The following is a 23,230-nucleotide window of genomic DNA, read 5'->3' on the forward strand; positions in this document are numbered from 1 at the left end:
GATCAGAAAAGTGGCGGGGCGAAAAAAAGTTGAGGGTATCAGCCTTGCCGCGTTTGCCCGAGAAATGGGCGTTTCTCCTAACGCGGTGCGCCAGCGAGTGAAGAGCGGGAGGCTTGCAAAGGCTGTCCTGCCGGACGGCTCCATTGATTCCGTCGTGGCGCGGGTCGATTGGTTTGCGAATTGCAACCCGAACCAACAGCGACGGAAGGCGCCGACGAAGACTTCTAAGCTTCGCGCCGATGCCGAGGGCGCCGAGGAAACCAGCGAATACGATCTCAAAGTCGAGAGGATGCAGGTCGACCTTGAGGCCGCCAAGATCAATCTTGAACGGCTCAAAGAAACCACCGTTGACAAGGAAGAGGCGCGCCGCGCGATCCGTTCGTTGATGCGTGTCTTCCGGGCCGCAATGCTGAATTTCGCGAACCGGTATGCGTCCGATATCGCGGCGGAAGTCGACGCCGACGCAGTCTTACTTGCCGGCGTTCTCGAAACACAGATGCGGGTCGCCCTCGCCGAACTGGCGAAGACGCGGGCGCCGATGGATGCCGGCGCCTTCGGTGACTCCGCGTGCTAGCCGACGCCTACGAATTTCTATTTGAAGACGGGATCGCGGCTGTTGAGCCGGACCCGCCTTTCACCGTTTCGGAATGGGCGGACGAACACCGCCACCTGACTTCGGTATCGTCTTCGGAGCCCGGCAAGTGGCGGACCTCGCGGACCCCGTACCTACGCGAGATCATGGACTCGCTGTCCACGTACTCGGCCATTGAAACTGTTGCGCTCATGAAGGGCGTCCAGATCGGCGCCGCGCTCGACCTCGATACGCCGTTGCCGACGCCTACGGGCTGGACCCGCATGGGTGACATTCAGGTCGGCGATACCGTCTTTGACGAATCAGGCAGGCCGACTCGTGTGGCTTGGAAGTCCGGCCACATGGAGAATCACGATTGCTTCGCCGTGAACTTCTCGGATGGGTCGGAAATCATTGCGGACGCCGGACACCGCTGGACGGTGGACGAATACGATCACCGTTGTTCCTACAAGCGCACTGTGACGTTGACGACTCGGGACATGGCCGGGAACGTCAAGCACGCTCGCGGGCACAACCGGTATGCCGTGAAGGTTGCCGGCGCCATTGAAGCCGAAGACGCGGCGTTGCCCATCGCTCCTTACGTGCTCGGCGCATGGCTTGGCGACGGCAACACCTACGCAACCCAGGTCGCGCAAATCACGAATGACGCCGAAGAAATGGCGTCTTACTTCCGCGAAGACGGGCACCGTGCCGTAGCCAGGCCGGCAACGTCGAATGACGGAATGTCAGTCATCCACATCGACGCTATCGAGCGCGACCGGGAGACATGCACTCGCGGCCACGTCATAGCGGATGTCGGCACCTATGACCGCAAGGGCGGGAGGAAGCCGGTTTGCGCGGAGTGCATGCGCCAGCACTCGAAGCGGCATCAATACGGCTTCGTCATGGACCCGGTGATTCGTCACCAAGAGGGCATGGCGATAGAGCTTCGCCGCCTCGGCATCCTCGGCGCCAAGGCGGTCCCGCAAGCCTACATGCGAGCCTCGCGCGACCAACGCCTACGGCTCCTGCAAGGGCTCATGGACACGGACGGCCATTGCTCGAAACTCGGCGCCGCCGAGTTCGTCAATACGAACGAAAACATTGCGAACGGCGTCTATGAACTGGCGGCGAGCCTCGGCCTGAAACCTGTCATCAAGCTTCGTCCGCCGAGCAAGTCGGTAGGCGAGGTCATAAGCAAGCTGCCGACCTACCGCGTCACGTTCCTGGCCTACGCGGAAACGCCGGTGTTCCGGCTCAAGCGCAAGGTGGCGCGACTGAATCCAAGCGAAGGTAGGCGCGCAACAGAAACGACGCGGCGGCGCATTGTCGAGATAATGCCGGTCCCGTCGCGCCCGGTCCAGTGCATCGAAGTGGAGTCCGCCTCGCACCTCTACCTCTGCGGACGAGCAATGATCCCGACGCACAACTCGGAAGGCGGCTTCAACTTCGTCGGCTACACCATCCACCATTCGCCTGGGCCAATTATGTACGTGCTGCCCACCATCGACATGGCGAAAAAGTTTTCGAAAACCCGCATCGACCCGATGATTTCGGAAAGCCCGGCGCTCGCAGAAAAGATCAAGCCGGCGCGCTCACGGGATTCCGGCAATACCGTGATGCAGAAGGATTTCGACGGCGGCGCCCTATTCATGACCGGGGCGAACTCGGGCTCCGGCCTTCGCGGCTCCCCGGTGTCCCGGCTCGTGCTTGACGAAGTCGACGCCTACCCGGCATCAGCGGATGACGAAGGCGACCCCGCGATGCTCGCGATCAAGCGAACCGCGAACTTTCCGCGTCGCAAGATCTTCATAACGTCGTCGCCAAAGCTCAAGCTGAACAGCCGCATCGCGAAGTCCTTCGCCGATGGCGACCAGCGGTACTACAACGTGAAGTGCGAGAAGTGCGGCACCGCGCAGCCCATAGTTTGGGCCGCCATCAAATGGGAAGCGGGACACCCGGAAACGGCGGCCTTCGTCTGCCAGGCATCGGACCCGGACACCGGCGAGCTTTGCGAGCACCGCCATACCGAGGCGCGGAAAAAGTTCCTGCTTTCGGAAGAGCGCGGCGCCGCCTGGGTGCCAACCGCTGTTCCGGTGCGGCCGAACATTCGCAGCTATCACCTATCCGCTCTCTATTCGCCTTGGTTCAAGTGGTCGGAATGCGTGTCCGAATTCATGAGCGCGAAGGACGACCCCGCGCTGCTGCAGATCTTCGTCAACACCGTGCTTGGCGAGCCCTGGGAAGATACCGGCGGCGAGAAGGCGGACCCGGACACATTGATGGCGAAGCGCGAAGCATTCTCGGATTGCCAGGCCGGCGCCGCACTCATGACGGCCGGCGTTGATGTCCAGCCGGATCGCCTTGAGGTCGAGGCCGTGGCATGGGGCCGAGACGAGGAGTCGTGGTCCATCGACTACCAGGTCTTTGTCGGTGACCCGTCGCAACAAGAGGTTTGGGATCAACTCGACGATTATCTGTTTAGGCGCTGGCCGCATCCCGCCTTTGAAAACGGGATGGCTATCGCGGCGACGGCGGTGGACACCGGCGGTGCCAACACCCAGGACGTTTATCGATTCGTGAAGCCGCGCGAGGGGCGCCGGATTTGGGGTATCAAGGGTTATGCCGGTGCTCGGGCTGTCTGGCCGAAGAAGCCGACCCGAAACAACAAAGGCAGGATCAACCTTTTCCCCATCGGCGTGGATAGCGCGAAAGCGACCATCGTCAAGCGGCTCGAAAAGACGGGCGCCACCGTGAGCGGTGCCGGTGCCTGTCACTTCCCGATGGAACGCGACAAAGATTACTTTGATCAGATGACAGCCGAGGTAAAGAAAACCCGGTACGTCAAAGGCTTCAAAGATGTGTTTTGGTGGAAGCCTGACCACGCCAGGAATGAGGCGTTGGATTGCCGTGTCTACGCCTACGCCGCGTTGCAAGGGCTTGTCGCCGCCGGCTTCGTCTTGAACCGCGAGGCCGCCAAGGTGGAACGCCTACTGAAGGACAGGCGCGGCGATGAGCCGGAACCGCCGCCCGTGGCGCTACCGCTAGACGATGACGTTTCGCAGCATCGTGGAATCCAGCCGCCGAAGCCAGGTGTTAAGGTGAACCGGAAACGCCGTCGCGTCGTCGGCAGTCCGTTCATGTGATGTCATGCCCGATTTGGAATTGCTCCTGGCCACGAAGGCGGCGCTACTGGCTGCGATGCGCACCGGCGCGCTTATCGTCCGGCACGGCGACAAGAGCGTCCAGTATCGCAGCATCGCGGAAATGAAAGACGCGCTCGCCGGGCTCAACGACGAGATCGCGGAAGCCGAAGGCAAGCCACGTAAAAAAGTCTTTTATCTCGATGTCAGGCGGGGCTACTGATGAGCGTTGTCTCGCGGGTCATGAGCGCGTTCCGATTGAACGGAGGCGGCAACAATTCGTTTGAGGCCGCCGGAAATGGCCGGCGCTTGCGCGGCTTCAATCCTTCGAAAAACCACGTCAACGTCGCGATCCGCGCCGCCGGCCCGACACTTGTTGCTCGGGCCCGCTGGCTTTACGAGAACGAAAGCCACGCCGGAAACGGTATCGATGAATGGACAAGCGCCGCAGTTGGTGACGGCATTAAGCCGCGCCCCCGCTTCAAAAACAAAAAGGAAAAGAAGGCCGCGTTGCTCGACCTGTTTTGGCGCTGGACCGAAGAGGCCGACGCCGAGGGCTTGACCGACTATTTCGGCCTTCAAGAGAAGATCGCCCGCGAAGCCTACATGGCCGGCGAATGCTTTGTCCGCATCCGCTCGCGGCGCCGTTCCGATATGTGGACGGTCCCTTTTCAGTTGCAAATGCTGCCGTCCGAAATGCTCGACATGGCCTTCACCGCCACGCTACCCGGCGGGAACTTCATCGTGGCCGGCATCGAATTCAACGCCATCGGCGCCCGCGTCGCCTATCATTTCTGGCGCTACCATCCGAACGATGTCCGGCCGCCCAATACGTCGAACGCGCGTGACCGTGTACGGGTGCCAGCGGCCGAAGTGCTGCACGTTTTCGATGGCCGCCAGGGCGGGCAGATCCGTGGCGTTCCTCGGGTCGCCCGAGTGCTCGTCAAGATCTTCGGACTCGAGGTCTATGACGACGCCGAAATCGAGCGGAAGAAAACGGCCGCGCTGTTCACCGCGTTTCTTATCGGTCGTGGCGACAACCCGATCTCTGTCAACGAAGACGTGGACGGCGACGACGAAGACACGCCGATTGCCGGCATGGAGCCTGGGGCCATCATCGACCTCGGGATGGACAAAGACATCAAGTTTTCCACGCCGGCCGAGGTTGGCGGATCATATGAGGCCTTCCAATACCGAACGACTTTGAAGATCGCGGCCGGCCTCGGGGTGCCCTACGCCTACATGACCGGCGACACGACCAAGGGCAATTTTTCTAACGTCCGAACTGACATCATCCGGTTCCGCCGCCGCATTTCGCAGTGGCAGAACCATACGCTGATCTTCCAGCTTTGCCGTCCGGTATGGGTCGCGTTTGTCGAGCGTGCCGTTATGGCCGGCATGGCGGACCTTCCCGGCTACGACACGGACCCGACCGAATATTGGGCATGCGACCACCTTCCGCCCCGGCAGGAATGGGTCGACCCGGCGAAGGATATCAAGGCCGAGAAGGAAGCGATCAGCGGCGGCCTCAAGAGCCGGACGCAAAGCGTCGCGGAACGCGGCTATGACCGCGAGGACATCGACGCCGAGATCGCAGAAGAGCGTGCAGCGGCGAAACTCGCCGGGCTTGTGTTTGACACCGATGGCAGCGTGCCGGCGCCAGCGGCCCCGCCGCCGGGTCCGGGTGCCAATGTCGACCCGGATGATGAGGACGTAAAAAATGCCGCGTGATCTTCCGCTGGTTGCCAGCCTGCTTTTCGACACGCCGCTGCTTATCCATCGCGGCAAGGCGAACACGATCCTTACCGCCATCGGGCCGCGCATCCTCGACGGCCTCGCGGTGTCAGTCAGTGACATTCCGCGCCCGGAACGCGAGGCGCGGGCGGGAACGGGTCGAGCCTTCCGTAACGGCGGCTACATGGCGGACAACGGGATCGCCGTGCTGCCCGTGCTCGGCACGCTCATTCGGCGCGGGTCTTGGCTGGACTCCGAGTCCGGCCTTACCAGCTATTCCGCGTTGTCCGATGCAGTCACGGAAATCATGTACGACCCGGCGGTGCGCGGCCTCATGCTGGAAGTCGACTCGCCCGGCGGCGAAGCCAACGGATGCTTTGACCTGGCACGGTTCATTCGCAGCGCGAGCGAAGCAACGGGCAAGCCCGTTTGGGGACACGCTAACGAGGTCGCGGCATCAGCGGGTTACGGCATCCTAAGCTCGGCGGCCCAAATATGGGCCACTACCACTAGTGAACTCGGATCAATCGGTTGTCTCGCCGCCCATGTGGACGTGAGCGAGGCCGACAAAATGGCTGGTGTCCGCTGGACGTATATTTTCTACGGCGACGAGAAGGCGGACGGCAACATGCATGAGCCCTTGAGCAATCGCGCTCGGGATGCCGTGCAGGCCGATGTCGACGCCCTCGGCGAAATGTTCGTGCAACTCGTTTCGCAGCATCGTGGAATCGACGCCGCCGCGATCCGTGCTACCAACGCTCGCATGTATCGCGGTGTTGAGGCGGTCGAGTCTGGTCTAGCCGATATGTCCGGCACCTTTGACGAAGCCCTTGAAGCATTTGCGGCCAGTGTTGACGAATTGCAAACGGTGTCACCGCAAACGTCAAAATCGAAATTGAAGGTTGGACTCATGCCGAAGCTTCTTTCCGCCGCCGAGATCGCCGCCGCCGCCGAAGTTGTTCGCGTGCAGGCCGAGGCAGACGCCGCCGCCGTGACCGCCGCCGCAACCGAAGCCGCCCGAGTGCAGGCCGAGGCAGACGCGGAAGCCGCCAGGGTAGCCGCCGAGGCGAACGCCACGGACGCCGAAAGAGCCACCACGGCGGAACGCACCCGATGCGAAGGCCTCGCCGCCATCACCGCCCAGGCCGACCGCCTCGGCGTCACGTTCAATGTGAGCGAAGCCATTTCCAAGGGCATGAGCGTCGCCGACGCCCGCTCCAAGGTTCTGGACGCCGCCGCAGCCGGCGACGCCGCGCCGATTTCCGCAATCGCAGTGCCGAAGGCGAAAGCCGAAACGACCAAAGTTCTGGACGAGGGCGCCAAGGTGTCCGCGTGGAAAAAGGCAATGAAGCGCCGGTAAGCGCATCAACAGGAGTCGACCGAAATGCCCACCATTTTCAATGAAGGCCGCCGCCACGGCGCTTACATCGTTAGCGAGGCCGCAGGCGCGACCGGCGGGATGCGCTCCCGCGAAGTTGGCGTCATCACGGGTGCCGCATCGCTGGTCGACGGAACCGTGCTCGGCCAGGTCAGTGTCGGCGCCGCCGTTGCTGCCGCTAAGGGCGGCAACACCGGCAACGCGACGATCTCCGCAGTTGTCACCGGTGCCGGCGCGAAGTCCGGCGTTTACTCGGTGGAGTTCACGGCGGCGACCAAGTTCGACGTGATTGACCCGGACGGCTTCAAGATCAAATCCGGCGCCACCGGTGCCGCCTACGCGGACGACCTCGGCTTCACCATCACGGTCGGCGCGACGCCGATGGTTGCGGGTGACGGCTTCAATATCACCGTGGCGGCCGGAACCAAGAAATTCAAGGCGCTCGACCCCGCTGGGGTGGACGGCTCCCAAGTCGCCAGCGCCGTTCTGTTCGGCAATGTCGACGCCACGCTCGCGGACAAGAACGCTGTTGTGAGCGTTCGCGAAACCGAAGTGAACGGCGAAGAAATCACCTGGCCCGAAGGTATCTCGGGCGGCGCCAAGACGGCGGCAATCGCGGCTCTCGCCGCAAATGGGATCATCGTTCGCTAACGCGGCGACGGGGAAAACGGGGAATCGCTACTATGCATATGGACATCTTCAACGACGACGCCTTTTCCACCGTCTCGATGACTACGGCGCTTGAGGACTACGAATTCAAGCCAAACCTGATCGGCTCGATGAACCTCTTCGGCGATGTTCCGACCATGACGGACACCATTTCGGTCGAGCGTCGCGCCGGCAACGTGCTTTCCATCATCCAGACTTCGGAACGCGGCGCGCCCCTGGACGAAGGCAAGAGGGATCGTGCCAATCTTCGCAAGTACGGCACTTCCCGAATCGCCAAGGGTCAGACGATTCAGGCATCCGAAATTCAGGGCATGCGGGCGTTCGGGACCGAGTCCGACCTCGAAACCATGATCACCTATGTCGGCCGCTACGAACAGCGCCTTATCGGCGACGTCGAACTGACCTGGGAAAACATGCAGCTTGGTGCGCTGCAGGGCAAAGTGCTGGACGCGGACGGCAGTGTCATTGTCGATTGGTTCGATGAATGGGGCATCGCGGAACCGGCAGAAATCGACTTCGCGCTGGACACCGCCGGCACCAACGTCGAACAGAAATGCCGCGACGTCATCCGCCTCATGATGAAAGCGGCGCGCGGCGCCTGGACCATGGGCACTCGGGTTGTGGGTCTTTGCGGCGACAGCTTCTTCGACAAGCTCACCGGGCACGTCACCGTCAAGCAAGTGTATCTGAACACCTCGCAGGCACAGACGCTTAGCCGGGCGTTCGGCGTGGCGACGCAGTCCGTGTTCAACGCCGGTTCCTACGCCGTCTTCGACTACGGCGGCATCCTGTTCATCAACTATCGCGGCACCGACGATTTCAGTGATGGCGCCGCGCCGGGCACCAAGGCCGGCCTTGGCATCCGGTCGACCAAGTGCAAGTTCTTCCCGATGGGCGCGCCAGACGTATTCCAGAAGACGTTTGCACCGGGCGAAGCTTTCGACATGGTCAACACCCTGGGTCGCCCGCTCTACGCGATGATGATCCGCGACGAGAAGCGCAATTTTTGGGTGCGCCCCGAGGTCTATTCCTACCCGCTGTATATCTGCACGCGGCCGGAAATGCTCTTGACCGCCAAAGAAAAGGCCGCCGGCTAACCCCGGCTCGCCATGGATTGGGACGGGCTCCTAGATGGTATGACCGCAGTCGTGCGGAATACTTTCAAGGAGTCCGTTTTCGTCATTTACAAGCGGACAGAAACCGGCGCCATCAAGACGGACCTCGCCGCGATTTTCGATTACAACCCCGAGGCGCTTGAGGCCGGCGGTAGCCTTCCCTCAAGATCTCGCATTCCCGTCCTCGACGTGCGCAACGCGGATCTCGGCTTCGAACCGTTGCCAGATGACGAAGTGACGATCTCGGGTCACGGCGTCTTTCGCGTCATCGACACGCTTCGCGATTCTTCGAAGAACACGAAGCTTCACCTTCGAAAGATTTAGCGATGGCGGCGCACCCGCGTAAGATCATCCGCGCCGCTGTTGCCGCCTTGCTGGTGACGCCGGACGAAAGCGAACCGCCGGTGTTCCCCACGAGCGCGAAGGCGCGCTTTTACGATAGCCGCGACTTCTCCCTTGATGTCCGCACCATGCCCGTGGGTGTCGTCTACAGCGCCGACGAACGCATCGACCCGGACTTCCGCCACGATGGCGGGGTGCGCCGCCGCATCATGGAGCTACGCGTCGAATTCTATGGTGTCGGCGATGCCGGGGCCGAGGCCGTGGACGATGGCGCTTTTGAGATTGAAAGCGCGATCCATGCGAACCCCACGATCAATAACCTTGTTGAGTGGTGTACCCTCACGGGCACCGCAATAGCGTTCGCGGAACAAGGCGAGGTGTCGCTTTGGACCGCGATTCTTACCTTCGAAGTCATCTATTACACGCACCTCGTCGCCGACGAGACTGGCCGCCCGACGACTGTCTTGCTCGGCTTTGACCCTGAAACAGGGCCAGGCCATGAGCCGGATTACACCGACATCACGGGCGAGATCTGATGCTTGAGCGCCGCGACAAAAACCTCACGGATCTTGAACGCCGGGTTTCGAACACCGTCCTTATCGGGAAGGTTTCGCAAGTCGATCATGGGAAGGCTCGTTACCGGGTCAAGGCCGGAGAATTCGAAAGCGACTGGCTACCGTTTACCAGCGCCAGGGCGGGCAACACGCGGACCTATGACAGCCTGGACGAAGGCGAACAGGTCGTAATGGTTTCGCCGTCTGGCGACCCGTCACAGGCCGTTATCGTGGGGTCCATTGCTACCCAGGCAAAGCAGGCGGCGGACAAGGGCAACATTCACCGGACAGTTTACCCGGACGGCACGGTCGTTGAATACGACGACGAGGCCAAGGCCTACAAAATGGATGTCGCCGAAGGCGGCAGCTTCGCGCTCAACATCGGCGGCGGCGTCTCGATAAAAGCCAGCGGCGGCGACATCAAGATCAAGGCGCCTGGGGCCTTCGATATCGAGTCCGCCGAACTCACGCACAACGGCAAAGATATCTCGCTTGAGCACAAGCATACCGGCGTTGAGCCAGGCGGCGGCACCACCGGCCCCGTCGCGTAGGAGGTTGATATGCGCGGAATGAACGCCGGAACTGGCAAAGAGCTTGAAGGGCTCGACCACCTGAAACAATCCATTGCGGACATTTTGTCGACGCGCATCGGTACGCGCGTGATGCGCCGTGACTACGGTTCCAACATTCCAAATCTTATTGATCGACCGGTCACCGCGGAATTTCCCGTCGACATCTATATGGCGCTCGCCGAGGCGTTGGAGCGATGGGAGCCGCGCCTACGATTGCGGGAAACTTCGTTTGTTCCGCTCGGCGACGGGGCTATAGAATTCAGTCTATCCGGCGACTATCTGCCGGACGGAAAGATCATTTCCCTCAACGGAATCGTCATCAAATGACTCAAGCGCAATATACGCTGGACGGACTACCAGTCCCGGCGATTATTGCCACGCTTTCGTATGAGGAAATCCGCCTCGAAACGATCAATAAGCTAATCGAAATCGACCCGGCTTACTCGGCGTTGCTCGAAAGCGACCCCGCGATCAAGGTAATCGAAGCGTCGTCCTATCAAGACATCGTGTTGCGCGAGCGCGTCAACGACGTCGCCAAGGCAAACCTTTTGTTCTTTGCCGCGGGCTCGGACCTCGACCACCTTTCCATTTTTTATGACGTGTTCCGGCTTGTCGGCGAGACAGATGAATCGCTTCGCACCCGTACCGTTCTGGCGATACAGGGGCGGTCGACGGCGGGCACCGAAGAACGCTATTCGTTCATCGCGCGCACCGCCGACTTGCGGGTCAAAGACGTGGCTGTCTATCAGGTTGATGGCGGCCCGAGAATCCGCATTGCGATTCTGTCCTCGGCCGATGGCGGCGTGCCTGATGCGGCCATGCTGGCGGCCGTAACGGACGCGGTGACCGGTGCCGGCGTTCGTGCTGTCAATGACGTTGTCGAAGTCCTGTCGGCTACCCAGGCGCCGCAAAACATCGTCTTGAACGTCTGGCTCCTGCCGAATGCGCCGCTTGCCATCACGAACAGCATGGAAGCGCTGATCCGCGCCGCGTGGTTTGACGAGGGCGGAATAGGCTTCGATCTCAATCCATCGTGGATCGCTTCTCGCGTCCATATCCCTGGCGTTTCAAAGGTTGACGTCGTGACGCCAGCCGCGCCTGTTGTGGCCGGTGACAACCAAGCCATTGTGCTCGGAACGATCACCATCAATTACGCGGGGAGGTTGCGTTGACAGCGCTTCACCTTCTCCCAAACAATTCCACGGCCCTTGAGCGCGCGCTTTCGGAGTCGCTGGACCGGACGCCATTTTTCGGGCCGTACATCGACACTATTGCGGGCTTGAAATATGGCCCTGTGATCCCGGCGACCTTCTCGCCCTGGGTCATTGCCGAATACGGTCTTGGCCCGATTTCGGAATACTTCCTTGATGATGGAATGCTGATCGTGGCCGGCATCGCCTGGCAGCGCGTGCGCGGAACGCCGCTTGGCGTCGCCATGTCGTTGTCATGGATTGGTTACCCCGTTCCTTTCATCGAAGATCAGAACGACCGCCGCCGGAAATGGAACCGTTATCAGGTTGGCATGGGCTCGATTCCCGGTTCGGAACTGCCGGTGCTTCGTGACGCCGAATACCTTGTCGGCTTGTCCGACCCGGCTCGCTCCGTCTTCATTCGTGGGTGGCACGGCTACGACGTTCGCACCCTCGAATATGGCGACGGGCTTTGGGGCGACTCGCTTTGGGGGGATGACAGCGGCGAGCGCCTTGACGGCGGTTCGGTCAAGTGGAGTCACGGCGAAGACCTCGTCGGCAGCGTCGTTGTGGACGACGATCACCGCAACGCACTCGGCGTAGATATCGCGCTCGGCGACGAATTGGAGTGGGGCGAATTCCCGTGGGACGCGCCCGGTATTTCGTGGGAAGGCGTTACAGACGTCGCCGCCTTCAAGTCGTTTCTTGTGCGCCGCTTGCCCGTCTATGTCGGCTTCTTCGATGCGGACGGCGAGGCCATCGGCTACCGCCGGCCGGTTGCCGTCCGTGACATGACGGCCAACCACGACGCCGCGCCGGATCGCGTTTTCCTCGAGATCGAGGCCAGGACAGATTTTCGCGACGGCGAGGGTGCGCATTGCACTTCCATTGCTCTGGTTTTTCGCGCCGGCAACGTTGACGCCGAGAAGCCGGGCAAGCTCTGGCTTGAGCCAAGCGAACTCGAATTTGAAGACGGGTTTTATGCGGCCGATATGACGGTGGGCACGGTGGCCGCCAATTTCGCATTCCGCCGGACGGTGCGCCAGCACGTCACCATCACAATGGAAATCTGACATGGCGGAAAACGAAGAATATCTTGCATTTGATCCGGCGGTTCGCCCGGATCTCAATGACATTTACGACCGCTCGAAAGTGAGCGTGCCGCGTGAGCGCGTGCTTATCCGCGAGCGCAAATTTGCGCAGGGCGGCGAGATCAACGAAGCATTTTCAATCGAAAGCCGGAAACGTACAAACATCGGCAATTTGGTTGCCCATGACGGCGACCGGGTGAAGGGTTGCGATATCATTTTGGACCCGTTTACCGGCGATTCAACGCTTGCGGCGGGCGAGGTTTACGTGCGTGGCGACGTCCGCCCCGTTGATGCGGCGACCTTCGCTGGCCTGCCTATCCTCGGTGATGTCGTCGTAGGCGTCCGGGTGCTGTCAGACATCATCACCCATGAGGAAGATCCTTCGCTCCTCGGCCTGCATGAGGAAGCGATCCGCTCCTATGGCGAGCCAGGCGCGGTTCGCGAAGAGCTTTCGCTTACATGGGGATGGGACGGTGACGGCGAGGACGGTGACCTTTACCGCGTGTATCAGATCCGCGACGGATTCGTGGTCGACCAAACCGCACCGCCGAGCCTGTCAGGCTTCAACCAAGCCCTCGCGGTCTATGACTATGACGCGCACGAAAACTACATCGCTCGCGGATGCCGGGTAACGCCGCTCGGGCTGTCCGCCGGCAAGCAATGGTTTTCGATTGAGGAAGGCACGGCAAATATTCTTGGCTTCAAGCGCACGCGCAACACCGCGACGCGTTACGGTGAAACCGAAGCGCCGGACATTCTCAACATTGCTTCGGAACCTCACACATTCGATGACGGCGGCACCGGAACGGCCGTCATCACTCTAAATCGCACGCCGATCAATTCGGTTTCGTCCGTCATCATCACCAAGGAAGTGACCGAAACTATCCCGCGTGGCGCCGTGGCTAACACCACCGATCTTCTCGGCCATCCCGGCGTTGTCTCGATCTCCCAAGTGGTGCAAGGCGCCACAACCTATGACGTGACGGCCGACTATATCCTCACGGGAGATCGGGTTGATTGGGCGCCCGGCGGCATCGAGCCGGCCGGCGGGTCTTCCTATGATGTGACCTATCGCTATCTTGACGACGTGGTTCCCTCGGCAGTCGGGCCGAAAGCTCTGACCGTGGCCGGCGGTGTGACCGGCGGCGCGGTTTTCGTGAGCTACAATTACAGCCTACCGCGCCATGATCTTATCTGCCTCGATAGAAACGGCCTTATCGTCTATCTCAAGGGCATTCCCGCCGTTGAGCAGCCGCAGCCGCCAGCGGCGCCCGCGACCTTGTTGCCGCTTTGCGTGGTCGAAAACGATTGGTTCGGCACTCCCGTTGTCATTAACAACGGCATCCGCTCCTATCCCTTTTGGCAGATCGACCGCATGTACAACAAGCTGGTCGACACCATCGGCCTTGTTGCGCTTGCCAGGTTGCAGCTTGACATTTCGGCACGTGAGCCCGTCGCCAAAAAAGGCGTCTTCGTTGATCCTTTCAACAGCGACCGTTACCGCGATGCCGGCGAGGCACAGAACGGCGCCGTGTTCAACGGTTCGTTTCAGATTCCGATTGTTCCGACGTTCAACGAACTGTCGCTTGCGGCGCCGGTCTGCCTCAATTTTTCCGAGGAAGTTGTCGTCGCTCAAGAGGCGGTGACCGGCTGTACAAAGATCAATCCATATCAAGCATTCGCGCCGCTGCCGGCGAAGATGCGCTTGACGCCTTCGCAAGATTTCTGGACGGAAACGCAGGATGTCTGGCTTTCGCCGGATACCCAGGTATTCGGCCAAGGCAACCGCAGCCGCGTCACCGAGGTCGAGGTCGTCACTTCAACGCGCGAGGTAACAGCGCGCTTTCTTCGGCAGATCTCGGTCGCCTTCGTCATTGACGGGTTCGGCCCCGGCGAAACCCTCAGCAGTCTTTTGTTCGATGGCATCGCGGTGACCCCGGCCGGCCCGCTTGTTGGCGATGCAAACGGGCGCGTCGAGGGATCATTTGTTATTCCGGCCAATGTGGCCGCCGGATCGAAACTTGTTGACGCCACGGGCGGCAGCGGGGCCACCGCCGAGGCGTCGTTTATCGGTCAAGGCCGAATTGACATCAACACAAATCAGCAAGTGACGACCGTTCAACGTTTCCAAGAGGCGCCGGCACGCGGCGGGCGGGGTGGCGAAGGTGGCGGTCGCGGTAGCCCCGACCCGGTTGCGCAGTCCTTCCAGTTCACAGAAGGGCGTCACGTATCCTCGATTGAGGTCAAGTTTTGTGTACTCGGAGACGTCTCGCAACCCGTCCTTTGTGAGCTGGTCACGATGGACAACGGCTATCCGACCGTTGATGTCATCGCGCAAACCGAAACCGATATGAACACGGCGCTTGTCGGCGCTTGGCACAAGTTCTCTTTCAACCCGCCCGTGTTCATCCCGGCCGGCGTGGAAACAGCCTTTGTGCTGAAAACAAACGACCCGGATCACTCGGTTTCCTTCGCGGCGCGCGGTGGCTTTGATGCGGCTCGGCAGGAATGGATTGGCGCGCAGCCCTACACGGTCGGCGTCCGTTTCAGTTCTTCGAACGCGAGCACTTGGACCGCGCATCAGGACGAAGATCTTACGTGCCGGATCAACGGTGCCAAGTTCGCGCCTGTCACCAAGACAGTGGCCCTCGGCACCTTCCCGGCGGTTGATATGTCCGACTTCATCGCCGAGGCGCAAGTGTTCCTCCCGACCGGTGATACCCGCATGCTTTTCGAGGTTGAACCGGAAGGCGAACAGCCGGTGCGTATCGAGCCCGGCCAGGTTTGGGAACGGCAGGGCTTCTTTAGTGGTCTTGTGGCCCTACGCGCCATTCTGACGGGCACAGAGAAGGTTTCGCCTGTGATGGGGCGCGATGTCCTCGCCATCGCCGGAAAGATGCAGGCGACCGGTGTGTATGTCAGCCGAGCCATGCCGATGGGCACCGCTATCCGGCTCGACGCCGTCATGAAGACCAAGTTGCCCTCGGGCTCCACCTTGGTCGTTGAAAACGATGCCGCCGACGATGTCTGGCAAGTGCTCCCGCAGGTCGCTGTTGAGGCGCTCTCCGATGGCACTTTTGAGCGGACCTATTCAGATGCCGCCTATACCGCGGTTCAAGGCCGGCTTCGGTTGACGCTGACGGGAACACCGGCGGCTCGGCCATCCGTTTCCGATTTCCGCTCGTTTTCGATTTGAGGTTGAGCAATGGCACAGACTCCAAATCGCAATTACGAATTGCCCATCAAGGCGGACCTGAAAGAGTCTTTCGACAAGGTCGTGGCCGCGCTCGGGGCGATAGACGGCGACGTCGCAGCGGCTTTCGCCGCCCTGGCGTTGCGGGCAGCGCTCAATAGCCCGGCGTTCACGGGCTCGCCAACAGCGCCGACGCAAGACCCCGGCGACAACAGCTCATTGCTCGCCACAACCGCCTTTGTAGCGGCGGCGGTGCTTTCGTTTTCGCCGCCCGTTGTGAACGCGGAAAGTCTGATCGGGACGATTAATGACGCCCGCCTTTCGTTTCAGGTGGCGTCCTTTATGCGGACGGTGCTTACCAAGAATTCGGGTGCAGAGGCTCGCACAACCCTCGACGTCTTTTCCAAGGCCGAGGTGAATGCGGCGGTCGCCGCCCTTGTCGCGGCGGCACCGGGCACGCTCGACACATTGAATGAACTCGCCGCCGCGCTCGGGGATGATCCGAACTTCGCAACCACCATGACGACCTTGCTTGCCGGCAAGGCGACGAAGGCGGACGGCACGCAGGCCAGCGCTCGGGCCGGCGTCGAGGCGATACAGCGGACCTGGCGTGCGACCGATTTGAGGGATGCGGCGCGTGCGGCGGGGCGCGGCCCGGACGCAATATTGGAGGATCAAAAACTCTCCGGAACAGGTGGCGGGTCGGCCTCGATTGGAGTTTGGAATCCCCGAACTCTCAACACAAAAGTCAAGGACGCATTTTCCACCATTTCGCTGGCGGCAAATCGGTTCACACCATCTGTTGCCGGGTGGGTTGAATGGGATGCGCCGGGTTATTCCATCGACAACCACAAAACTAGGCTTCGCAATATTACGGCAGGAACAACAGTCGGCGCGGGCAGTTCTGAGTACACGAATAAAGGAAACCGGGCCGCGAGCCGCAGCGTAGGCGGCGCGCCTGTCGTCGCGGGCAACGCATATGAGCTTCAACACTACTGTACTGACTTTCTAGGGGGAAGCGACTTTGGCAGTCCCGTTGGAAGCGGAGATATAGAAGTCTACACGCGCGTACTATTTTGGGGGGCACAATGAGCAACCACGTCTTGGTTTCCGGCGGGCTTGTCGTTCAATCCGACCGCTCGGGCAAGCCACCGGAAGGCTTCATTCCCGCGCAGGAAAACGTCGTGCCGGGCTACCGCTACAGCGGCGGGGTCTTCTCTGTGCCGGCCGATACTATCGCCACGCTTCGCGAAAAGGCGCTCGCCCGTCTCGCGGCCCGCCGGTGGCAGGCCGAGACGGCCGGCGTGGTTGTCGACGGGGTCTCAATTTCCACCGACCGCGAGACAACGTCGATGCTTACCGCCGCTTTCGTGGTGGCAAGCAATGACCCGGAATATTCGATCCGCTGGAAAGTCCAGAACGGTGTTTTTGTCACCGTCTCGGCACCGCAGATCATAGCCCTGGCTGCGGCGGTACGGGAGCATGTTCAAGCGTGCTTTGACCGCGAGGACGAATTGACGGCGGCTATTCTGGCGGCGAATTCGGCCTCGCTCGACGCGCTCGATATCGAAAGCGGGTGGCCGTCGTGAAGATCATTTTCACCAACGTTGAGTCAATCAAGGTCGGCTTTTCAACCACAATTGAGGTCGGTTTCGGACAAGCGTTTTGGGACGCGGAACAAATGGACACCGGCCGTATCAGAGCCGGCTTCTCCCAGGACGGAAAGACACTTTGGACGGCGGACACAGACGACGCTTCGATAGTGAGGCCGGGCAATCGCAAGCTTGAAATCTCTCTTCCTGCTTCCGCCTCGGCGTTGATGCTGCCGAAGCCGGTAACTTTCGATTTCGTGAGAAGCGTTGGCGATGACGCCCGAGCTATCCCCGGAAAATTCCATTGGCCCGTTGATATTCAGGTGACCGAAAATGCCTAACGCTATTTACGAAAACGGCGACTCCGGCGTTGAGGTCGATCCAACCCTGGCATCCGGCCTTCGCGGGCATCATGGCTGGTCGATGGTGACCGCGCTTGTCGCCGATGGTGAACGCCGCGTAAGGCAGCTAATCGATTGGACCGGCGGGGAAGGTATTAAGCCGGACGTCGGCGGCTATCTCGGGCAGTTCGGGCTTGTGGCTGACATCGCCGAGGCGACCGACGACAGGGGTCCAAAGGGAGAAGCAGGCGAGGGCGAGCCAGGCCCGCAGGGAAAGAGCGCATACCAAGTCGCGGTCGACAACGGGTTTGTTGGGACCGAAGTGGAATGGCTGAATTTCTATGTAAACGATATTGCGGCGGCCGCTACGTCCGAAGCGATTGACGCACGCGATATCGCAGTCGAGAAAGCTGACGCCGCCGAGGGCAGCGAAACCAACGCCGCCGATAGCGCAGCGCTGGCCGCAGCCGCAGTTGGCGGCGTCATCTACGACACGATGGCGCTGGGTATTGCGGCGACCACCAATGGCCAATTCTTCATCGTCAAGGGCGACGGTGTCGCGACCTATGCCCTGATGTACAAGAACGCTGCCGGCGTCGCAACGTTGATAGCTAGCTACCCAAGCAAGGCGGGCCTGGATGCGTCCGTGGCGGCGCTCGCTGCACTCATGACCGAGGAAGCAACCTACTACATCGACGGAAAGCGTGTGGTCGCTGGATTCAGAGATGACAACTTCCGGTTCCCCGTCGCGGTTTTCCCCGATGGCAGCTTGTATTTGAAAGGCTATGTACCGGCTTCCGAATTGCCCGAATACGGAGGTGACATCGAAGAACTGCAAGATATCCTGATCGAGCCGGCAGATTACTATATCGACGGCAAAAAGGTCGCGTCTGGCTTTAGGGATGATAACGAGCGCTTCCCCATCGCGGTCTTTGACGACGGCAGCGCGTATGTCCACGGCTACAATCCGAATGGGGACCCCGAGCCGGAGCCGGAGTCGCCGGCTACATCAGGCGCCGTCTATGGCGACAGTCTTACGGCCAATGGCTTTGCGGCTGCTCTCGGAACCGCCCTGGGGCGGACGGTCAACAATCGCGGCATCGGCTCCCAGGTCGCGCAGAAGATAGCGGCGCGGCAGGGAGGGCATGTGCTTGATGTAACAATCGGATCAAACCAGATCGTTTCAGGGTCGAACTCCGTTACCCACTTCAACAACATCGTGTCCACGGTCGACGGTGACACGCTACCGCTAAGCACTGCTGCTGACAACGTAACCCGCACAATGTCAGTGGTGATTGCTGGCGTGGCCGGAACGCTGCAACGCTCGGCGGGCGGCGGCGTCGAGACTTACACCTTTACCCCGGCGGCAGATCAAACAGTTCCGGTCCAATGTCCGCCACGCACGCCAATGTTCGTAAAGGGCAGTGCGGATACTGATCGTTCCCTCATTCAAGTCATTTGGGCGGGCATGAACGGCGCCCGTGAGGTTTGGGCAACAGACGAAATCCCGACTTACGTCACCGAAATGGTCGATAAGCTCATTCGTTTCGGAAACAACAAATTCGTGGTGATGGGCCTCCCCAATGGCGAATATCCGGTCGAGTATGTCGGAGGTGCCAATTATGCAGACATCAACACGCTCAACCGCAATTTGGCAAAGCGCTTTCCCGACAATTTCTTCGACACTCGAAGGTGGTTGATCGACCACGGGCTTACGGCACTAGGGATAACGCCGGTCCCAGGCGACCAAAACTCAATCGATATTGGCCGCGACATCACCCCCGTTGGCCTTCGCGTCGACAATCGGCACCTAAGCCCCGCCTGCAACACCGTTTTGGGTGTGGCGGTTGCTGCATTCATCACAGGAAAAGGTTGGTAACATGGCATCGCGCATCATCAGCATGGGCACTACCCTCGTTGGCGGCGACCTGCCGCCGAAGGGCTTCAAGGACAAGAACCAGGCGCAGGGGACGAAGTGCCTGTTCGACTTCACCAACCCGCTTTGCAACCCGAGTTCGGCGACGACAATTCCCACCAGCGCGACCTTCAACGATCTCGCAGGCGGCGCCGGTGCGTCAATCCTTGCGGGCACCAACTATCGCATCAAGCAGACAGCCGATAGGCACGGACTAGTGTATGACCGCATCGGCTCCAACGTCACCTTTGACAATCTTGATCTTGGAACAAGTCAGCGATTTGATCGCACGAAGGCTGCCCTGTTTATGCTGTGGTTCAAGCAGGATGCTGATGGGTCGGTTACCTCCTATATCCCATGGTTTCGGCGTCAGCTTGGCGTGACATCTTCCAACGTGGCTACCTGCCAGTTCTCGTTCGATTATGGTTCGGATGGAACCCGCGCGGAGGGCCAAGCCACGGGTGATACTGACGGTGACGGCGACGTTGAAGCCTTTGTAGCCGTTTCCCCCCCGCCCGTGCTGGCGAGAGGCGCCGCTCACCTAGTCGCTTTTTCATTCGTCCCCGGAACGGAGGCGAGGTTGTTTCACGACGGCGTGCAGGTCGGCGTCAGTTCGTCGGCCATCCCCCTAGCATTGGCCGAAGTCCCCACCGGCCACATCTGGCTGTCCCTTACGACCAAAGGCACGATCTATCGTGCAGCAATCGAGGAGATCGCGGCGGAGGCGAGTTCGACCCACCGCACGGCCAGCCAGGCCGTCGCTATGGAATGGGCGGCGTTCAATGGGGCTTTCGTATGACCGCCGCTCTTGCCTCGCCTAATAGTTGTAGGGTAACAATCCCCTTGGGCTTAGGGGGATACAGTGAGCGGGCAAGATTTAAGGCGCGGTCTACTGCGCATGGCGCGAGCGGCGCGCGGCGTTCACACGCCTTTTAAAATTACGTGTCTTGGTGACAGCCTCACGTTGGGAGTGTACCCGCACTTTCTATCCTACATGTTGGGAATAGAGGCCACTCGTCTCGGCTTCGGCGGGAAGACTTCAGATCATATCCTAGAACGCTATCGAGAAACTGCACGTCAAGATGGGGTTTTAGTGGTTTGGGCCGGAAACAATAATTTCGATGATCCCGAAGCCGTTGAGGCGGACGTCGATGCTATTGCGGCGTTACATGGCGACTCCGCAAAGCTTCTCGTGGTCGGCCTCGTAAACGGCGATTATCTTGGCCGTCGCTTCGGCGAAGCTGGCTATAAAAAGATCACCGCCTACAATGCGAGGCAGGCCGCCAGGTTCGGCGACCACTTTCTGGATATTCGAGAAGCATTGATCGCTCGCGTTGGCGGGCACAACCCCGATGACGTTCTACCGGCAAGCATTCGCAAGGACAAAATCCATCTTAGCTATCGTGGAAACTGGCTGGCCGCGAGGATCGTATACGCTCGCCTAAAGCAACTCGCACTTGCCAGCTAACGGCGGCTGGCCGCAAACCCCGCATTCTTCGTTTGCGAAACGTCAACGCGGGCCTATAGCAAATCCTGACATCGGAGATTTGCAAATATGCCCGGCTTCCTTCACGGCGTTGAACTCATCGAGATCGATGACGGGCCGCGCCCGGTCCGCACTGTCCGTTCCTCGGTCATTTTCATTGTTGGGACCGCACCGGACGCTGACCCGCTGGTCTACCCGCTTCTGACTCCTGTTCTCATCGCGGGAAGTCGTGGCGAGGCCGCGAAGCTGGACGTTTCGGTTGGGGCAACCCGCCTCGGCACTTTGCCAAACGCGGTCGACCTCATCCTTGACCAGATCGGCGCCGTCATCGTGGTTTGCCGCGTCGAGGAAGGCGAAGACGACGGCGAAACGCTGGCGAACATCCTTGATGGCGTCCACATCGCCATGGACTCGCAGTCCGCCGTTGGCGTCACCCCTCGCATTCTTATTGCGCCTGGGTTCACCGGGGAGCGTCCGCTCGGCGTCACCGGCCACGGCGCTATCACGCCCGGCGCGACTGGCACCAATGGAACGTTCCCGCTCGCCTTCGTCGGCGGCACGGGCAGCGGTGCCGCTGGCACGTTCACGGTTGCCGGCGGCGCGCTTACCGCTATCGCCATCACCTCGGCGGGCCGCTACACGGTTGCCCCGACCTTCTCGTTTGCTGCCTCGGCCAATCTTGCCGGCGCCGCCGCATCCGTCACCCTCGGCGCCACAGCGAACGCGGTTGTCGCCGAATTGATTGGCATCGCGGAACGCCTTAAAGCCGTCATAATCGCGGACGGCCCGAACAGCACGGACGCCGCCGCGCTCACCTATGCCGACGACTTCGGTTCGAAACGCGTCTATGTGGTCGACCCCTACGTGAAGGTTGCGCGCGGCGCCAACGTGGTCAATGAGCCCGCTTCGTCGGCCGTGGCCGGGCTTATCGCCAAGATCGACAATGACCGCGGATTCTGGTGGTCGCCGTCAAACCAGAACATCAACGGGATCGTCGGCACCGCTCGCGCCATCGACTTCGCCCTGGGTGATTTCAACAGCCGCGCCAACCTTCTCAATGAGGGCAACGTCGCCACCATCATCCGCGAAGATGGCTACCGGCTTTGGGGCAACCGCACGCTTTCCAGCGACGCGAAATTCGCCTTCCTGTCCGTGGTGCGCACGGCAGATATCATCAACGACTCCATCCTTCGCGCCCATCTTTGGGCCGTGGATCGCAACATCACGAAGACCTATATCGATGATGTTGAGGAGTCCGTGAACGCCTACATTCGCAGCCTTGTCGCGATGGGCGCGCTTATCGGCGGCCGGTGCTACGCCGACCCGGATCTGAATTCGCCGGCCTCGATATCCGAAGGCAAGGTGTGGTTCAACATCGATTTCACGCCGCCCTATCCGGCCGAGCACGTCATCTTCCGGTCGCGCATCGTCAACGATTTCCTTGAGGATCTTGTCATATGACCGCTGCCCTTCCGCGCCAGCTAAAGGCGTTCAATCTCTATCTCGACGGCGGTTCCTTTGCGGGCCGCTGCGATTCCATAACGCTGCCGACGATCACGCTGCTTACCGAAGAGCACCGAGCCGGCGGCATGGACGCGCCGAAGAAACTGGAAATGGGTATGGAGGCGATGACCGCGACCATCATCCTTTCCGACTACGACCCCGCAATCATCAGCCTTATCGGCGTTGACAACATTCCGCTTACCGCTCGCGGTGCCGTGCAGGCGCAAGGCAAGAACGCCGAAGCCGCCGTTGTGAACATGCGCGGACTCCTGGCGGTGACCGAATTCAGCGAATGGAAGCCGGGCACCAAGTCGACCAAGACGCTCACCTACGAACTCGATTACTTCCGCTACCGCCAGGCCGACGTCGAGTACGTGGAAATTGACATCATCAACATGGTTCGCCGCATCGGCGGCGTCGATCAGCTTGCGACGCAGCGCAACGCCATCGGCCTTTAAGAAAGTCCGTCATGACCGATATTCGCAAGCAGACGAAATTCCCCCTTCTCGACCCGATCACTCTTGAGGGCAAGGAAGTCACCGAGGCGCTTTTGCGGCGCATCAAGGGCAAAGACATTCGGGACATGGAACGCGCGGAGTCCGGCCTGGACAAGACCGCGTTCATCATTTGCCGGCTCGCCGGGTGGCCGCCCGAGGCCTTCGACCTTTTGGATGCCGAAGACATCGACGGGCTGTCCAAGGTCATTGAGGGTTTTATGGGGAGGCGGAAGCGGGCGTAACGCTCGAGTCCGTCTCTAACCTTATGGCGGATATTGCCGTCATCTTCCATTGGCCGCCTTCCGAAATGTGGGAAATGGACCTCTCGGAAATCGTCATGTGGC

23 protein-coding genes are annotated in these 23,230 nt (G+C 60.7%); all 23 read left to right on the forward strand.

The genetic code is table 11. The features are described 5' to 3' along the window. Positions 1-10: 10 nt before the first annotated feature. The 23 genes from EJ075_RS24015 (at position 11) to EJ075_RS24130 (ending at position 23,128) form a co-directional block, all read left to right on the forward strand. Entirely contained in the window at positions 11-574 is a 564-nt protein-coding gene (locus EJ075_RS24015; RefSeq protein ID WP_126106008.1) for a hypothetical protein, read from the forward strand. Next, positions 568-3,717 (forward strand): terminase gpA endonuclease subunit, encoded by a 3,150-nt coding sequence (locus EJ075_RS33825; RefSeq protein WP_245458000.1) that lies wholly within the window; start codon positions 568-570, stop codon positions 3,715-3,717. Before EJ075_RS24015 ends, EJ075_RS33825 begins: the two co-directional genes overlap by 7 nt. Before the next feature lie 4 nt (positions 3,718-3,721). Further along, a complete protein-coding gene (locus EJ075_RS24030) occupies positions 3,722-3,937 on the forward strand; it encodes a hypothetical protein (RefSeq protein ID WP_126106009.1) in 216 nt (71 codons plus the stop codon). After that, entirely contained in the window at positions 3,937-5,445 is a 1,509-nt protein-coding gene (locus tag EJ075_RS24035; protein WP_126106010.1) for a phage portal protein, read from the forward strand. The genes EJ075_RS24030 and EJ075_RS24035 overlap by 1 nt, the downstream gene beginning before the upstream one ends. Next, a complete protein-coding gene (locus EJ075_RS24040) occupies positions 5,435-6,808 on the forward strand; it encodes a S49 family peptidase (protein WP_126106011.1) in 1,374 nt (457 codons plus the stop codon). Before EJ075_RS24035 ends, EJ075_RS24040 begins: the two co-directional genes overlap by 11 nt. A gap of 24 nt (positions 6,809-6,832) precedes the next feature. Beyond that, positions 6,833-7,477 carry a head decoration protein gene (locus EJ075_RS24045; RefSeq protein WP_126106012.1) on the forward strand — a complete coding sequence of 215 codons (645 nt, stop codon included), beginning with the start codon at positions 6,833-6,835 and terminating at the stop codon, positions 7,475-7,477. Positions 7,478-7,509: 32 nt separating this feature from the next. Continuing rightward, complete coding sequence (locus EJ075_RS24050) at positions 7,510-8,592, forward strand: major capsid protein (protein ID WP_126106013.1); 1,083 nt, start codon at positions 7,510-7,512, stop codon at positions 8,590-8,592. Positions 8,593-8,604: 12 nt separating this feature from the next. Then, on the forward strand, positions 8,605-8,934 hold the full coding sequence (locus EJ075_RS24055) for a hypothetical protein (protein WP_126106014.1): 330 nt from the start codon (positions 8,605-8,607) through the stop codon (positions 8,932-8,934). Between the two features lie 2 nt (positions 8,935-8,936). Beyond that, complete coding sequence (locus tag EJ075_RS24060; RefSeq protein WP_126106015.1) at positions 8,937-9,488, forward strand: hypothetical protein; 552 nt, start codon at positions 8,937-8,939, stop codon at positions 9,486-9,488. Further along, positions 9,488-10,057, forward strand: coding sequence for a phage baseplate assembly protein V (locus tag EJ075_RS24065; RefSeq protein ID WP_126106016.1), 570 nt, complete (start codon positions 9,488-9,490; stop codon positions 10,055-10,057). Before EJ075_RS24060 ends, EJ075_RS24065 begins: the two co-directional genes overlap by 1 nt. Before the next feature lie 18 nt (positions 10,058-10,075). Then, positions 10,076-10,405 (forward strand): GPW/gp25 family protein, encoded by a 330-nt coding sequence (locus EJ075_RS24070; protein ID WP_126107437.1) that lies wholly within the window; start codon positions 10,076-10,078, stop codon positions 10,403-10,405. After that, a complete protein-coding gene (locus EJ075_RS24075; protein ID WP_126106017.1) occupies positions 10,402-11,250 on the forward strand; it encodes a baseplate J/gp47 family protein in 849 nt (282 codons plus the stop codon). Before EJ075_RS24070 ends, EJ075_RS24075 begins: the two co-directional genes overlap by 4 nt. Continuing rightward, positions 11,247-12,341 carry a phage tail protein gene (locus tag EJ075_RS24080; protein WP_126106018.1) on the forward strand — a complete coding sequence of 365 codons (1,095 nt, stop codon included), beginning with the start codon at positions 11,247-11,249 and terminating at the stop codon, positions 12,339-12,341. The genes EJ075_RS24075 and EJ075_RS24080 overlap by 4 nt, the downstream gene beginning before the upstream one ends. A gap of 1 nt (position 12,342) precedes the next feature. Further along, positions 12,343-15,555, forward strand: a complete 3,213-nt coding sequence (locus EJ075_RS24085) for a DUF4815 domain-containing protein (protein ID WP_126106019.1) — start codon at positions 12,343-12,345, stop codon at positions 15,553-15,555. Positions 15,556-15,564: 9 nt separating this feature from the next. Then, entirely contained in the window at positions 15,565-16,644 is a 1,080-nt protein-coding gene (locus EJ075_RS24090; RefSeq protein ID WP_126106020.1) for a hypothetical protein, read from the forward strand. After that, positions 16,641-17,141 carry a DUF4376 domain-containing protein gene (locus tag EJ075_RS24095; RefSeq protein WP_126106021.1) on the forward strand — a complete coding sequence of 167 codons (501 nt, stop codon included), beginning with the start codon at positions 16,641-16,643 and terminating at the stop codon, positions 17,139-17,141. The genes EJ075_RS24090 and EJ075_RS24095 overlap by 4 nt, the downstream gene beginning before the upstream one ends. Further along, entirely contained in the window at positions 17,138-17,485 is a 348-nt protein-coding gene (locus tag EJ075_RS24100) for a hypothetical protein (protein WP_126106022.1), read from the forward strand. The genes EJ075_RS24095 and EJ075_RS24100 overlap by 4 nt, the downstream gene beginning before the upstream one ends. Then, positions 17,478-19,364: a hypothetical protein gene (locus tag EJ075_RS24105; protein ID WP_126106023.1), complete on the forward strand. Its 1,887-nt coding sequence runs from the start codon at positions 17,478-17,480 to the stop codon at positions 19,362-19,364. The genes EJ075_RS24100 and EJ075_RS24105 overlap by 8 nt, the downstream gene beginning before the upstream one ends. Before the next feature lies 1 nt (position 19,365). Next, on the forward strand, positions 19,366-20,199 hold the full coding sequence (locus tag EJ075_RS24110) for a hypothetical protein (protein WP_126106024.1): 834 nt from the start codon (positions 19,366-19,368) through the stop codon (positions 20,197-20,199). A 63-nt stretch (positions 20,200-20,262) separates the two neighbouring features. Next, positions 20,263-20,868, forward strand: coding sequence for an SGNH/GDSL hydrolase family protein (locus EJ075_RS24115; RefSeq protein ID WP_126106025.1), 606 nt, complete (start codon positions 20,263-20,265; stop codon positions 20,866-20,868). Between the two features lie 87 nt (positions 20,869-20,955). Next, positions 20,956-22,347, forward strand: a complete 1,392-nt coding sequence (locus EJ075_RS24120) for a phage tail sheath subtilisin-like domain-containing protein (protein ID WP_126106026.1) — start codon at positions 20,956-20,958, stop codon at positions 22,345-22,347. Next, positions 22,344-22,847, forward strand: a complete 504-nt coding sequence (locus EJ075_RS24125) for a phage major tail tube protein (protein WP_126106027.1) — start codon at positions 22,344-22,346, stop codon at positions 22,845-22,847. Before EJ075_RS24120 ends, EJ075_RS24125 begins: the two co-directional genes overlap by 4 nt. Before the next feature lie 11 nt (positions 22,848-22,858). After that, the gene (locus EJ075_RS24130; RefSeq protein WP_126106028.1) at positions 22,859-23,128 is read left to right on the forward strand and encodes a phage tail assembly protein; all 270 of its coding nucleotides are present in this window, start codon (positions 22,859-22,861) and stop codon (positions 23,126-23,128) included. Positions 23,129-23,230 lie beyond the last annotated feature (102 nt).

The sequence above is a fragment of the Mesorhizobium sp. M6A.T.Cr.TU.016.01.1.1 genome, from assembly GCF_003952585.1.
GTDB lineage: Bacteria > Pseudomonadota > Alphaproteobacteria > Rhizobiales > Rhizobiaceae > Mesorhizobium > Mesorhizobium mediterraneum.

Bases quoted from the DNA above. Each gene is read 5' to 3' on its own strand.
- EJ075_RS24060 (WP_126106015.1), top strand. From the start codon at position 8,937: ATGGCGGCGCACCCGCGTAAGATCATCCGCGCCGCTGTTGCCGCCTTG.
- EJ075_RS24105 (WP_126106023.1), top strand. From the start codon at position 17,478: ATGCCTAACGCTATTTACGAAAACGGCGACTCCGGCGTTGAGGTCGAT.
- EJ075_RS24040 (WP_126106011.1), top strand. From the start codon at position 5,435: ATGCCGCGTGATCTTCCGCTGGTTGCCAGCCTGCTTTTCGACACGCCG.
- EJ075_RS24125 (WP_126106027.1), top strand. From the start codon at position 22,344: ATGACCGCTGCCCTTCCGCGCCAGCTAAAGGCGTTCAATCTCTATCTC.
- EJ075_RS24075 (WP_126106017.1), top strand. From the start codon at position 10,402: ATGACTCAAGCGCAATATACGCTGGACGGACTACCAGTCCCGGCGATT.
- EJ075_RS24120 (WP_126106026.1), top strand. From the start codon at position 20,956: ATGCCCGGCTTCCTTCACGGCGTTGAACTCATCGAGATCGATGACGGG.
- EJ075_RS24070 (WP_126107437.1), top strand. From the start codon at position 10,076: ATGAACGCCGGAACTGGCAAAGAGCTTGAAGGGCTCGACCACCTGAAA.
- EJ075_RS24085 (WP_126106019.1), top strand. From the start codon at position 12,343: ATGGCGGAAAACGAAGAATATCTTGCATTTGATCCGGCGGTTCGCCCG.
- EJ075_RS24050 (WP_126106013.1), top strand. From the start codon at position 7,510: ATGCATATGGACATCTTCAACGACGACGCCTTTTCCACCGTCTCGATG.
- EJ075_RS24095 (WP_126106021.1), top strand. From the start codon at position 16,641: ATGAGCAACCACGTCTTGGTTTCCGGCGGGCTTGTCGTTCAATCCGAC.
- EJ075_RS24090 (WP_126106020.1), top strand. From the start codon at position 15,565: ATGGCACAGACTCCAAATCGCAATTACGAATTGCCCATCAAGGCGGAC.
- EJ075_RS24030 (WP_126106009.1), top strand. From the start codon at position 3,722: ATGCCCGATTTGGAATTGCTCCTGGCCACGAAGGCGGCGCTACTGGCT.
- EJ075_RS24130 (WP_126106028.1), top strand. From the start codon at position 22,859: ATGACCGATATTCGCAAGCAGACGAAATTCCCCCTTCTCGACCCGATC.
- EJ075_RS24045 (WP_126106012.1), top strand. From the start codon at position 6,833: ATGCCCACCATTTTCAATGAAGGCCGCCGCCACGGCGCTTACATCGTT.
- EJ075_RS24110 (WP_126106024.1), top strand. From the start codon at position 19,366: ATGGCATCGCGCATCATCAGCATGGGCACTACCCTCGTTGGCGGCGAC.
- EJ075_RS24035 (WP_126106010.1), top strand. From the start codon at position 3,937: ATGAGCGTTGTCTCGCGGGTCATGAGCGCGTTCCGATTGAACGGAGGC.
- EJ075_RS24055 (WP_126106014.1), top strand. From the start codon at position 8,605: ATGGATTGGGACGGGCTCCTAGATGGTATGACCGCAGTCGTGCGGAAT.
- EJ075_RS24065 (WP_126106016.1), top strand. From the start codon at position 9,488: ATGCTTGAGCGCCGCGACAAAAACCTCACGGATCTTGAACGCCGGGTT.